The sequence below is a fragment of the Bacillus sp. FSL R9-9530 genome (assembly GCF_038008145.1).
GTDB classification, from domain to species: domain Bacteria; phylum Bacillota; class Bacilli; order Bacillales; family Bacillaceae_G; genus Bacillus_A; species Bacillus_A mycoides.
This window is the reverse complement of the sequence record NZ_JBBOYO010000001.1, coordinates 3,700,001-3,712,932: the sequence shown is the minus strand read 5'-3', so window position 1 is coordinate 3,712,932 and position 12,932 is coordinate 3,700,001. Positions and strand designations below refer to the sequence as shown.

The window sequence follows — 12,932 nt, the reverse complement described above, 5'->3', positions numbered from 1 at the left end:
ATTCTCCACAAATGGTAGGGTAATATAGATGACATACACACAAAGTGGATTTCTACATATTTTAGGTACATAACTAGATTAGATAGCAATTTTGCTCTAAAGTTTAATTTTGTTTAGCTGTGTAGAAATTAAAGGGAAAAAGTGTAGAAAACCAATAAGTGGTGTCTTTTAATTATTTGTGGAAGTTACATTTTATTTCAAATAGGAACTACCTATTTTTATAAAAAGTGCTAAAATAGAAAAATGAAAACAATTGGTTAGGGTGATTTCAGTGACAAAAATTAAATTAGGTTTATTATACGGTGGAAAATCAGCTGAGCATCAAGTTTCGTTACAAACGGCTCTTGCTGCTATTAAAGCATTAAATCAAGATAAATTCGAGATTCATCCAATTTATATTACAGAACAAGGCCAATGGATGCGTGGAGAGCGTATTGAAGGCGAAGTAACAAATGTTGAGGCATTACAAATGAGTGGGGAAGAGAATACAATTTCTCCTGTATCATTAAGTACAGAAATTATCCCAACGGCAACTTCTAAACAAGAAGATGCAATTGATGTCATTTTCCCATTATTACATGGACCGAATGGCGAAGATGGAACAGTACAAGGGTTATTAGAATTACTAAACATTCCATATGTAGGTAACGGTGTATTAGCATCATCTGCTGGTATGGATAAAGTTGTTATGAAAAATATCTTTGCAGAAGCTGGATTGAAACAAGCGGAATATGCATCTTTCATTCGTAGCGCATGGGAAAAAGATCGTGAAAAAGCGTATGAAAAAGTAGAAGAAGTATTAGGATATCCTTGCTTCGTAAAACCAGCAAACCTTGGTTCAAGTGTTGGTATTAATAAGTGTAACGATCGTGAAGAGCTTGAGAATGCATTCGAAGAGGCATTCCAATTTGACCGTAAAATTATTGTAGAAGAAAATATTGTAGGTCGTGAAGTAGAAGTTGGTGTATTAGGTAATGATGAGCCGAAATGTTCAGTTGTAGGTGAAATTGTACCGAAAAAAGATTTTTATGATTACAAATCGAAATACATCGATGGTGATACAGCGTTAATTATTCCAGCTGAAATGACAGAAGAAGAGTCTAATGTAATTAAGCGAGATGCAATTATCGCATTCCAATCATTAGATGGTTCGGGCTTAACACGAGCTGATTTCTTCTTAACAAAAGATGGAGAAGTATATATTAACGAAGTAAACACAATGCCAGGATTCACGCCGTTTAGTATGTTCCCTCTATTATGGCAACATACAGGGTTACCGTATCCGGAATTAATTGAAGAGCTAATTCGCTTAGCGATTGAGCGTCACGAAGAAAAACAAAAAATTAAATATACAATCTAACAAAAAAGGAGGAAGCACTATTCGAAGGAATAGTGCTTCCTCTATGTAAGGAGTGTTTTCATGATAAATCGAACGTTAAAACAAGTAGAGCAGATGATAAATGGTACTGGATTAGCAGAGCAGTATGAGGGAATTACTATACAAGGAGTGTCTATTGATACGAGGAAAATTGAAAATGGAAATTTATATGTTCCAATTCAAGGTGAACGTTTCGATGGACATGCTTTTGTAGACAAAGCTGTTGAAAATGGGGCGATTGCTACATTATGGATGAAAGATGTAGAAAACCCACCTGAAAATCTTCCGGTTATTTTTGTAGAAGATACACTAGCAGCATTGCAAATGTTAGCGAAAAACTATCGTGATCAATTGGATGTAAAAGTTGTTGGTGTAACGGGTAGTAATGGTAAAACATCTACGAAAGATATTGTAACAAGTATTCTTGCAACTAAATTTAAAGTTCAAAAAACAGAAGGTAATTTCAACAACCACATCGGTTTACCTCTTACTATTTTAAATTTAGAGGAAAATACAGATGTAGCTGTATTAGAAATGGGCATGTCAAGCCGAGGAGAAATTGAATTTCTATCTAAGTTAGCTCGTCCTAATGCAGCTATTATTACGAACATTGGTGAGGCGCACTTAATGGATTTAGGCTCTCGTGAGGCGATTGCTGAAGCGAAGTTAGAAATTGTTACAGGTTTACAAAAGGGTGGCGTGTTCGTATATAATGGAGATGAGCCGCTATTAACGAATCGTGTTCCAGAAATGAATTTAGCAGCTGAAACAGTTACATTTGGTGATGCGAGAGCAAATGATTACTATCCAACTACTGTAACATTGCAGGCTACTGGGACACACTTTAAGATGAACAGGGATGAAACTTTGTCATTCTATTTGCCAGTACTAGGAAAGCATAATGTATATAATACGCTTGCTTCAATGGCAATTGCAAAACATTTTGGTGTAACGTGGGAAGAAATGAAACAAGGTTTAGTAACACTTCAAATGACAGGTATGCGTATGGAAATTGTAAAAACAGATAGTGGTTTAACAATTATCAATGATGCTTATAATGCTAGTCCAACAGCTATGGAAGCTGCGTTCCACCTAATGAATGGTTTAGATGGATTTGCTAAAAAAATTGTTGTGCTTGGTGATATGTTAGAACTTGGAAATCAAGAAGTGCAATTTCATTATGAAGTAGGTAAATTAATTGATCCAGCAAAAATTTCATATGTATTCACATATGGTAAATTAGGGGCTCAAATTGCTGAAGGTGCAAAAATTAATTTCCCTAAAGACCGTGTAAAAGCGTATGATAGTAAAGAAGAGTTAATAAAAGAGTTGCAAGCAGTAGTCGGTACGAAAGATGTTGTATTAGTAAAAGCATCTCGCGGAATGAAATTAGAAGAAGTAATTACGATGTTGAAATAATTGGTGTATATAAATAGGGATGATAGCCACGAAAATAGTGGAAACTTATAATAAGCGCTTACAGTAAACGATAAAAAAATAAAAGTAAAGAAAAAAGCTCTGAATATGAAATAAGGTAACAGTTGGGGTTTGCTTTTTACACCTACAAAACTTATAATTGATAAAGTGTAATAACGTTTAGAAGTATTTTCGTGAAGAATATACGCCCGGTTATATACGTAAGTATTCAGGAAAATGGCTTTTCCGCAAGTTCGGAAAACGCCTTTTTTTAAATGATAAGTATAGGATAGAAAAGGAGAAGTAACATTGACAACATTTCGAGAACTAGGATTAAGTGAGTCTTTACTACAATCTGTTGAAAGTATGGGCTTTGAAGAGGCTACGCCGATTCAAGCTGAAACAATTCCACATGCATTGCAAGGTAAGGATATTATTGGGCAAGCGCAAACAGGTACAGGGAAAACAGCAGCATTCGGATTACCACTATTAGATAAAGTGGATACAAATAAAGAAGCAGTTCAAGGTATTGTTATCGCGCCAACGCGTGAATTAGCAATTCAAGTTGGAGAAGAGCTATACAAAATTGGTAAACATAAACGTGTTCGTATTCTACCAATTTATGGTGGTCAAGATATTAACCGCCAAATTCGTGCTCTAAAAAAACACCCACACATTATTGTAGGTACGCCGGGTCGTATTTTAGATCATATCAACCGTAAAACACTTCGCTTACAAAACGTAGAGACTGTTGTTCTTGACGAAGCGGATGAAATGTTAAACATGGGCTTCATTGAAGATATTGAAGCGATTTTAACAGATGTGCCAGAAACACATCAAACATTATTATTCTCAGCGACAATGCCAGATCCAATCCGTCGTATTGCTGAGCGTTTCATGACTGAGCCTCAACACATTAAAGTAAAAGCAAAAGAAGTAACAATGCCAAACATTCAGCAGTTCTATTTAGAAGTGCAAGAAAAGAAAAAGTTTGACGTGTTAACACGCTTACTAGATATTCAATCTCCAGAGCTTGCAATCATATTCGGTCGTACAAAGCGTCGTGTTGATGAATTATCAGAAGCATTAAACTTACGTGGTTATGCAGCAGAAGGTATTCACGGTGACTTAACACAAGCGAAGCGTATGTCTGTATTACGTAAATTTAAAGAAGGTACTATTGAAGTTCTTGTTGCAACAGACGTTGCTGCACGTGGTCTTGATATTTCAGGCGTAACACACGTATACAACTTCGATATCCCACAAGATCCAGAATCATACGTTCACCGTATCGGTCGTACTGGCCGTGCTGGTAAAAAAGGTATTGCAATGTTATTTGTAACACCACGTGAATCAGGACAATTAAAAAATATCGAGCGTACAACAAAACGTAAGGTTGATCGTATGGACGCACCGACACTTGACGAGGCGTTAGAAGGTCAACAACGTTTAATCGCTGAAAAACTTCAAAGCACAATTGAAAATGATAACTTATCATACTACAAGCGTATTGCAGAAGAAATGTTAGAAGAGAATGATTCTGTAACAGTAGTAGCTGCTGCTTTAAAAATGATGACAAAAGAGCCGGATACAACTCCGATCGCTTTAACATCAGAACCACCAGTTGTTTCAAGAGGTGGCGGTGGCGGTTCTAAAAAACGCGGTGGTAACGGAAGTGGATACCGTGATGGTAACCGTGATCGTAATCGTAGTCGTGATGGACGCGGCGGTGGCGATGGTCGTAACCGTGATCGCAATCGTGATGGACGTGGAAGCGGAAGTGGCGATGGTCGTAACCGTGATCGTAATCGTGATGGCGGTAGCCGTGATGCTGGTAGCCGTGATGCTAACCGTAGTCGTAAAGGTGAAGGTCGCCCTGGATCTTCAACTGGACGTGGCGAAAGAAAACATCATAGCCGTCCACAAGCTTAATAAAAAAGAGAATGCCCTTTGCGGGCATTCTCTTTTTTTATTTCTGTAATTGTGCATACTACATAGTAACTCGTATAGAAATGAGGTGCTATATGCTTGTAAGACTTGGGTATGTTGCGATGAGTGTGCATTTGAAGAATGCTTCTCCATCTCAAACGATGACGTATGCACAGTTTCAGCGGATTGATGATCGAGAGGCTGCGATTCGTAAACTTGAAAGAATTGCTAATTCGAATTTGGAAAATTGCTTACGGTTATTAAAACATAATAAAGGGCATGATATATCTTTCTTTCGACTTAGTTCTAAACTTATTCCTTTAGCGAATCATGAGGAGTTGTTAGATTGGAACTATATTCGTCCGTTAAAAGAAAATCTGAAAGAATTAGGTGAATATGCAATTCGTATGAATATGCGAATTGACTTCCATCCAGATCACTTTGTTGTACTAAATTCACCTGAGGAGAGTATTTTCAAACAATCTGTAAAGACATTGCAGATGCACAAAAAATTGTTAAAGGGTATGGGAATTGAACATAAGCAACGATGTGTATTACATGTGGGAGGAGGTTATAAAGATAAGGAGCTTGCATTAGAACGCTTTATAGAAAATTGGTCAACTGTTCCAAGAGGTATTCAAGAGATGATTATATTAGAAAATGATGACACGACCTTTTCTTTAGAAGAAACATTGTATTTAGGTGAGAAATTAGACATTCCAGTCGTGTTTGATTTGCACCATCATATGATGAATAATGACCAGGAAGATTGGCATGAAGATTGGGCGCGTGTTGTACATACGTGGGAATGGTCTTTGTTACCGGTTAAAATGCACATCTCCAGTCCTAGAGATGGAAAAAACCCGAGAGCACATGCAGATTTTATTGATGTAGATACTTTCTTATTTTTTTTGAAAAAGATAAAGGGGAGTGTTCCGCGAATTGATTGTATGATTGAGGCGAAGAAAAAGGACGAGTCTTTATTTCAACTAATGAGAGAGTTAAGTAAACAAACAGATGTGGAAATTATCGATGGTGCGAGCTTCTATATTAAATAAGCTCTGCGCCATCGTTTTTTTTTGTTAAAAAAGGGGTGCACATGCCGCCGATGATCAGTCCTGTTAAATGGCTTATAGGATTGGCAGAGGGATTAAAGAAAGTAAATAGTAGTAATATAAGTATCATTATTGAAAAAATAGCGATGTCTCTTGGTTTTGAAGAACGATATCGACTATACAATAAAAATAATTGGGCGCCTAGTAATCCGAAAATACCACCAGATGCTCCGGCGTGAATATATTCAAGAGGCATAATAATATAAGAAGAAATATTCCCGAGAATGCCAGAAAGGAAAAAAATAATGATGAAAGAAAAGTGTCCTAGTTGTTTTTCGATAGAAGAACCAAATACGAATAAACAAATACTATTAGAAAGGAAATGTTGTAAGTCTACGTGTACAAGTAAGGAAGTTATGACACGCCACCATTCTCCTTTAGCAATATATTCATTGTAGGCTGCCAGGTGAAAGAGGGAAAAGTCGCTCAATATAATCATGACTAATTGTATAAGAAGTAAAGAAATGATAATCGGTTGTAAGGAAATGCGAGTGGATGGTATTAGCATGTTGTTAGTATCACTCCTTTTGCATCAGAAAGATTCTCTGTTATTCTTACAATATGAATGAAGAAAGCTAAATAGAAGAAGGGGATTTTGAAATGATTGTAGGGATTGGAATCGATATTATTGAGTTAAATCGAATTGAAAAAATGCTAGATGGAAAGCTTAAATTTATGGAACGTATTTTAACTGAAAGGGAACGTGGTGTTGCCGAGGGGTTGAAAGGAAGTCGTCTTATAGAATTCGTAGCTGGAAGATTTGCAGCAAAAGAGGCGTATTCTAAAGCGGTAGGGACCGGTATCGGGAAAGAAGTGAGTTTTTTAGATATTGAAGTAAGGAATGATGATAGAGGTAAGCCGATTATCATTACAAATACAGAGCATATTGTTCATTTATCAATTAGTCATAGTAAAGAATTTGCCGTTGCTCAAGTTGTTTTGGAAAGCTCGTCACGCTAGTCTGCATATTTTATATCTTTGTCTCATATATTTGAGGTAGCGATAAGGAAGGCATATCTTCCATTCATTTATAGGGGCAAAGGGGCTGAAGTGATGAAAAGGCGTCTGTTTTTAGTTCTTGTCGGTTTATTGACCGTTTTTGTGTTGGCGGGTTGTATGGAAAAGAAACAGGAAGATGTTGTGAGAGATTTAGAAACGAAAGTTAAAAGTATGAAGAGTTATCAAGCTGAAGCGAAATTATCTATTAAAACAGGAAATGAACCTCAAGAGTACAATGTAGAAATTTGGCATAAAGAACCTTCGTATTATCGTGTGAATTTGCAGAATGCGAAAAAGGATCAGAGTCAAATTATTTTAAGGAATGATGAAGGTGTATTTGTATTAACACCGGCACTTAATAAGAGTTTCCGTTTTCAAAGTGATTGGCCGCAAAATAGTAGCCAGGCTTATTTATATGAATCACTTGTAAGAGATATTTTGCAAGATAAGAAAAATCTCTCTTTCGAGAAAACAGATAAGTATTATGTGTTTAAAACAAAAACAAATTATCAACATCAAAATATGTTGCCGAAACAAGAAATTAAGCTGAATAAAAGTGATTTAACACCAGTTTCTGTGAAACTGATGGATAATGATCAAAATGTCCTTGTAAAAGTAGATTTCACTAAAGTAAAGTTTGATGCAAAGTTTGATAAAGGTGCATTTGATACGAAACAAAATATGTCTAGAGCACAAGTGGATGTTCAGACGGCAGCGAAAGAAGACAAACCGTTTGCTATTTTGTATCCACGTGATACACCGCAAGGTATGACTTTGAAAGAGGAAGAAGAGTTGAAGACAGACAGTGGCAAGCGTGCAATACTCACATACACTGGAAGTAAGAAATCCTTTACTTTAATACAAGAAAAGTCAAAAGTTGCAGAGGCCTCATCGGCGGTAAGTGTAAGTGGAGAGCCGGTTGATCTTGGTTTCACGATTGGTGCATTGACGAAAGACTCTGTAACGTGGTCACATAACGGAGTAGAATATATGCTCGTGTCTAAAGGTTTAGAGACGAATGAGTTGTTGATGGTTGCTCGTTCGGTTACAGCGAAGCAGGTGAAGTGAACTTCTTAGACGTGGTGATATATGTGCACCACGTCTTTTCTTAGTTTGAAGGTGGATTTCATAAAAGAAGCATATAAAAGAATAAGCTTCGCATATCGTGTATAAGGAAGTGTATTTATGGAAGAAGCACCGTTTTACCGTGACACGTGGGTGGAAGTGGATTTAGATGCGATCTATAACAATGTTGCACATATTAAAGAGTACATTCCAAGTGATGTAGAGATTTTTGCTGTAGTTAAAGCGAATGCATATGGGCACGATTATGTACCGGTGGCTAAAACTGCATTAGAAGCAGGAGCAACAAGATTAGCAGTTGCTTTTTTAGATGAAGCTTTAGTGCTTCGGAGGGCTGGTATTACTGCACCGATTTTAGTATTAGGTCCTTCCCCGCCCCGTGATGTAAATGTAGCTGCTGAAAATGATGTAGCATTAACTGTTTTTCAAAAAGAATGGGTGGAAGAAGCGATAAAGCTCTGGGATGGTTCATCAATAATGAAATTCCATATTAATTTTGATAGTGGTATGGGGAGAATCGGAATACGTGAACGAAAAGAATTAAAAGGGTTCTTAAAGAGTTTAGAAGGTGCGCCATTTTTAGAGTTAGAAGGAGTATATACGCATTTTGCAACAGCGGATGAGGTTGAGACTTCTTACTTTGATAAGCAATATAATACATTTTTGCAGCAGTTACGTTGGTTGAAAGAATTTGTAGTGAATCCTAAATTTGTCCATACAGCCAATAGTGCCGCAACGTTAAGGTTTCAAGGGATTACATTTAATGCGGTGCGAATTGGTATTGCGATGTATGGATTATCCCCATCTGTAGAAATACGTCCTTTTTTACCATTTAAATTGGAACCGGCGTTGTCACTTCACACGAAAGTTGCTCATATTAAGCAAGTGATTAAAGGAGATGGGATTAGTTATAATGTCACATACCGAACGAGAACTGAAGAATGGATTGCGACAGTTGCAATTGGATATGGAGATGGCTGGCTTAGAAGATTGCAAGGGTTTAAGGTACTTGTAAACGGTGAAAGAGTACCGATTGTAGGGCGAGTAACAATGGATCAATTCATGATACATCTGCCTTGTGAAGTGCCACTTGGTACGAAAGTTACACTCATTGGAAGACAAGGTGATGAGTATATTAGTGCTACCGAGGTTGCTGAATATTCCGGGACTATTAATTATGAAATTATCGCAACGATAAGCTTCCGTGTACCGAGAATATTTATACGACACGGTAAAGTTGTAGAAGTAATCAATTATTTGAACGATATATAGAAGAAGGTATTATTACTCAGCATCTCGTCATTTGGAGGAGTTTCACTAATAAAGAATAGGCTCTTTTTCGCTGGGGAGCTTCTTTTTATACTTGTTATTAATATAAGTTGCAATGAAATATTACTGAAGGATTGCTTTATTTCTTGTTTGAAAGAGATAAAAAGTAAAAGAAGATGAATGTTTTATTTATGAATTGGAAAACATAAGCAAGGAATAAGGAAGTCTTTGCAACAGGCTCCATACAATGGTATTATTACAATAGGTGTCATATATATATTTGGGTGTGTAGTTGACGGTGGAGGTGTATTTTTGTGTCCGAATCAAGTGTAACTACTGAAATCGTGGTTCGGTTGCCAAAGCAAATGGTAACGGAATTGGACGGAATTGGAAAACAAGAGAATAAGAATCGCCATGAACTAATTTGCCAGGCAACACAACTGTTATTGCGTCAACATAAGACGAAGAAACGCTACCAACATGAATCAATGCGACGTGGGTACATTGAAATGGGAAAAATTAATCTTGGTATTGCATCTGAAGCTTTCTTAGCAGAGTATGAAGCAGCTCATACAGTAGAACGCTTAGTTAGCGGGGGGTAATATTTTGATTGTAAAACGCGGCGACGTGTATTTTGCAGACCTTTCCCCAGTTGTTGGTTCTGAGCAAGGAGGCGTTCGTCCGGTTCTTGTCATTCAAAATGACATCGGAAATCGTTTTAGTCCGACTGTGATTGTAGCGGCTATTACTGCACAGATTCAAAAAGCGAAATTACCCACTCATGTGGAAATTGATGCGAAAAAGTACGGTTTTGAGAGGGATTCTGTTATTTTACTTGAGCAGATTCGAACAATCGATAAGCAACGCTTAACGGACAAAATCACTCATTTGGATGAAGTGATGATGAGTCGTGTAGATGAAGCGTTACAAATTAGTTTAGGACTAATAGATTTTTAAATCGGCAGTTTAAGTTGCTCTCTTTACAGGGCAACTTTTTTTTATTATAGAGGAGGTTACGGTTGGATATGGAAATGGTAGATAATCGACAAGGGTTAATGAAAATGTTAGTGAAAGAATTAGGCTTTACAGAAAAGCAAGTTCGTCATGTTATTCAATTAACAGAAGAAGGTAACACAGTTCCATTTATCGCTCGTTACCGAAAAGAATGGACAGGGTCTCTTGATGAGGTGCAAATTCGTGCAATCTTAGAAAGATGGCAATATATGATGCAACTAGAAGATAGGAAAGAAGAGGTTCTTCGTCTTATTGGTGAAAAGGGTAAACTAACCGAAGAGTTGCGTCGTCATATTGTTGCTGCAACAAAACTTCAAGAAGTAGAAGACTTATATCGTCCATATAAAGAAAAAAGAAGAACGAAAGCTACAATTGCTAAAGAAAAGGGATTAGAACCGTTAGCTGAGTGGCTATTATTATATAAAAAAGAAAATCCAGCAGAGAAGGCTATGGAATTTGTTAATGCAGAAAAGGAAGTGGCGTCTGCAGAAGATGCGTTGCAAGGTGCGCAAGATATTATTGCGGAACTTGTTTCGGATAATGCGGCATATCGTAGTTGGATTCGCAATACTACTTTCCGAAAAGGGATTATGTCTTCATCTGTAAAAGATAAAGAAAAAGATGAAAAGAATATATATGAAATGTATTATGGCTATGAAGAACCGTTGCAAAAAGTAGTGCCGCATCGTGTACTAGCTATGAATCGTGGTGAAAAGGAAGACGTATTAAGAGTTTCTGTTATCACGCCAATTGAAGAAATTCTTCAGTTTTTACATAAAAAAATGATTCTTGATGAAGCTTCTAAAAGTGCGCATTATGTACAATTAGCGATGGAAGATGGATATAAGCGATTAATTCAACCTTCAATAGAAAGAGAAATTCGTAAAGAATTAATGGAAACGGCCGAAGAACAAGCGATTCATATTTTCTCTGAGAATTTACGTAATTTATTATTACAACCTCCGATGAAAGGGAAAGTTGTGTTAGCGGTAGATCCAGCATATAGAACCGGTTGTAAATTAGCTGTAGTAGATGATACAGGAAAAGTTCTTCACATAGATGTTATTTATCCGCATCCGCCTGCTCGTAAATATGAGGATGCAAAAACGAAAATCATTTCAATTATAGATAAATATGAAGTTGAAATGATAGCGATTGGAAATGGTACAGCTTCGAGGGAAACGGAAGAATTTATAGTAGATGTATTACAAAATGTAGAGCGAGATGTATTTTACATTATTGTAAATGAAGCGGGTGCTAGTGTGTACTCAGCATCTGATGTAGCTCGCGAGGAGTTTCCAAATTTACAGGTTGAAGAAAGAAGTGCTGTTTCAATTGGGAGACGTCTACAAGATCCACTTGCAGAGCTTGTGAAAATTGACCCTAAATCTGTTGGGGTGGGACAATATCAACATGATGTATCTCAAAAGAGATTAAATGAATCATTAACATTCGTAGTAGAGACAGCAGTTAACCGAGTTGGTGTTAATGTGAATACAGCTTCAGTTGCATTGTTGCAATATGTTTCGGGATTATCAAAAACAGTTGCGAAAAATATTGTAGCTAAGCGTGAGGAAGATGGGAAATTCACGAAGCGTACTGAATTAAAGAAAATCCCACGTTTAGGTGCAAAAACATACGAACAATGTATCGGGTTTTTACGTATATTAGAAGGGGCGAATCCGTTAGATCGCACAGGGATTCATCCGGAACAATATAAAAATGTTGAATTGCTATTGAAGAGTTTAGGGTTATCAAAGAATGATGTGGGGAAACCAAACTTGCAAAAGAGTTTCGAAGGAGTAGATATTTCTAAATTATCTCAAGAGACGGAGATTGGTGAGCCGACATTAGTTGATATTATGGATGCTTTAATTAGTCCGGAGCGAGATATGAGGGATGAGTTGCCAAAGCCACTTCTGAAAAAAGGGATTTTAAAATTAGAAGATTTAAAGCGTGGTATGGAATTAGAGGGAACGATCCGCAATGTTGTTGATTTCGGTGCCTTTGTTGATATTGGTGTGAAGCAAGATGGTTTAGTGCATATTTCTAAACTAAGCAAACAATTTGTAAAGCATCCATTAGATATTGTATCCGTGGGACAAATTGTAAAGGTATGGGTAGATGATATTGATACGAAAAAAGGTCGTGTTGCATTATCAATGCTACCGATTGAATAGTAAGAAAAGAGAGCAGATGAAACTGCTCTTTTTTTTATGAACTGGAAAGTTTAATTGATTATGAGCTTTGATGTATTTTACTATAATAAAACCAGCATTCATTTAGTAACTTGATTTGATACCGGTTTTTCTCAAAATATGCACGTTGCATTTGTTTCTTTAGCCACGTGGGCATAGGAATCCCTCCTTGTTTAATCCTGCTCTCAAAAAAAGTAGCTCCTTTTAGCTAAAGTAACTTTGATGAGAGGTTGGTGAGTGGATTTCTAGCAATGCTGCATTTTTAGAAATCACGCTTCTTGAATGAGGATGGGTATATGTACTATTTACTATATGTATAAGAAGGGAGAAAAGTGTGGAAATATTTTTTAGTTTAGGAGGAATGAGAATGGATGAGCAAGAAATTCAGCGGTTAGTGGAAGAGGTATCGTTACAATGCTTTGGAATGCCGTTTTTACATAAAGCGATGTTTAATAGTAGGTTACGTACAACTGGTGGGCGCTATCTATTGAAGAATCATAATATAGAATTGAATTATCGATATTACGAAGT

Annotated in this window: 13 protein-coding genes (1 of these 13 cut by a window edge); 11 read left to right on the top strand and 2 right to left on the bottom strand. The window is 36.8% G+C overall.

The annotated features are described in order from the left end of the window. Positions 1 to 271 precede the first annotated feature (271 nt). The 4 genes from MKX66_RS18540 to uvsE all read left to right on the top strand — a co-directional run bounded on the left by MKX66_RS18540 (position 272) and on the right by uvsE (position 5,781). A complete protein-coding gene (locus tag MKX66_RS18540) occupies positions 272 to 1,360 on the top strand; it encodes a D-alanine--D-alanine ligase (protein ID WP_326997234.1) in 1,089 nt (362 codons plus the stop codon). A 60-nt stretch (positions 1,361 to 1,420) separates the two neighbouring features. Beyond that, complete coding sequence (gene murF, locus MKX66_RS18535) at positions 1,421 to 2,797, top strand: UDP-N-acetylmuramoyl-tripeptide--D-alanyl-D-alanine ligase (RefSeq protein WP_044440768.1); 1,377 nt, start codon at positions 1,421 to 1,423, stop codon at positions 2,795 to 2,797. A 306-nt stretch (positions 2,798 to 3,103) separates the two neighbouring features. Beyond that, positions 3,104 to 4,726, top strand: a complete 1,623-nt coding sequence (locus tag MKX66_RS18530; RefSeq protein WP_341086890.1) for a DEAD/DEAH box helicase — start codon at positions 3,104 to 3,106, stop codon at positions 4,724 to 4,726. Positions 4,727 to 4,818: 92 nt separating this feature from the next. Next, entirely contained in the window at positions 4,819 to 5,781 is a 963-nt protein-coding gene (gene uvsE / locus MKX66_RS18525; RefSeq protein WP_326997233.1) for a UV DNA damage repair endonuclease UvsE, read from the top strand. Here the strand turns inward: uvsE and MKX66_RS18520 are convergent. Then, positions 5,774 to 6,346: a rhomboid family intramembrane serine protease gene (locus MKX66_RS18520; RefSeq protein ID WP_002167128.1), complete on the bottom strand. Its 573-nt coding sequence runs from the start codon at positions 6,344 to 6,346 to the stop codon at positions 5,774 to 5,776. The genes uvsE and MKX66_RS18520 overlap by 8 nt on opposite strands. A 92-nt stretch (positions 6,347 to 6,438) precedes the next feature. Here MKX66_RS18520 and acpS point away from each other — a divergent pair, with 92 nt between their 5' ends. The 6 genes from acpS (at position 6,439) to MKX66_RS18490 (ending at position 12,383) form a co-directional block, all read left to right on the top strand. Beyond that, positions 6,439 to 6,798: a holo-ACP synthase gene (acpS, locus tag MKX66_RS18515; RefSeq protein ID WP_088034763.1), complete on the top strand. Its 360-nt coding sequence runs from the start codon at positions 6,439 to 6,441 to the stop codon at positions 6,796 to 6,798. Positions 6,799 to 6,954: 156 nt separating this feature from the next. Then, positions 6,955 to 7,905: a LolA family protein gene (locus MKX66_RS18510; RefSeq protein ID WP_002124820.1), complete on the top strand. Its 951-nt coding sequence runs from the start codon at positions 6,955 to 6,957 to the stop codon at positions 7,903 to 7,905. Positions 7,906 to 8,022: 117 nt separating this feature from the next. Next, positions 8,023 to 9,192: an alanine racemase gene (alr, locus tag MKX66_RS18505; RefSeq protein WP_215590580.1), complete on the top strand. Its 1,170-nt coding sequence runs from the start codon at positions 8,023 to 8,025 to the stop codon at positions 9,190 to 9,192. A 311-nt stretch (positions 9,193 to 9,503) separates the two neighbouring features. Further along, complete coding sequence (locus MKX66_RS18500) at positions 9,504 to 9,791, top strand: antitoxin EndoAI (protein ID WP_000004570.1); 288 nt, start codon at positions 9,504 to 9,506, stop codon at positions 9,789 to 9,791. 4 nt (positions 9,792 to 9,795) lie between these two features. Further along, positions 9,796 to 10,146: a type II toxin-antitoxin system endoribonuclease NdoA gene (gene ndoA, locus MKX66_RS18495; protein ID WP_000635965.1), complete on the top strand. Its 351-nt coding sequence runs from the start codon at positions 9,796 to 9,798 to the stop codon at positions 10,144 to 10,146. Between the two features lie 68 nt (positions 10,147 to 10,214). Beyond that, positions 10,215 to 12,383, top strand: coding sequence for a Tex family protein (locus tag MKX66_RS18490; RefSeq protein WP_002029442.1), 2,169 nt, complete (start codon positions 10,215 to 10,217; stop codon positions 12,381 to 12,383). 58 nt (positions 12,384 to 12,441) lie between these two features. On the opposite strand, the gene cmpA is transcribed toward MKX66_RS18490, so the two are convergent. Then, a complete protein-coding gene (gene cmpA, locus MKX66_RS18485) occupies positions 12,442 to 12,558 on the bottom strand; it encodes a cortex morphogenetic protein CmpA (RefSeq protein ID WP_001143642.1) in 117 nt (38 codons plus the stop codon). A 210-nt stretch (positions 12,559 to 12,768) separates the two neighbouring features. Here cmpA and MKX66_RS18480 point away from each other — a divergent pair, with 210 nt between their 5' ends. Beyond that, a protein-coding gene (locus MKX66_RS18480) for a SprT family protein (RefSeq protein ID WP_016095131.1) crosses the window boundary here: on the top strand, positions 12,769 to 12,932 show its start. The gene runs 292 nt beyond the window's last position; only the first 164 of its 456 coding nucleotides appear in the window; it begins with the start codon at positions 12,769 to 12,771; its stop codon lies off the right edge, out of view.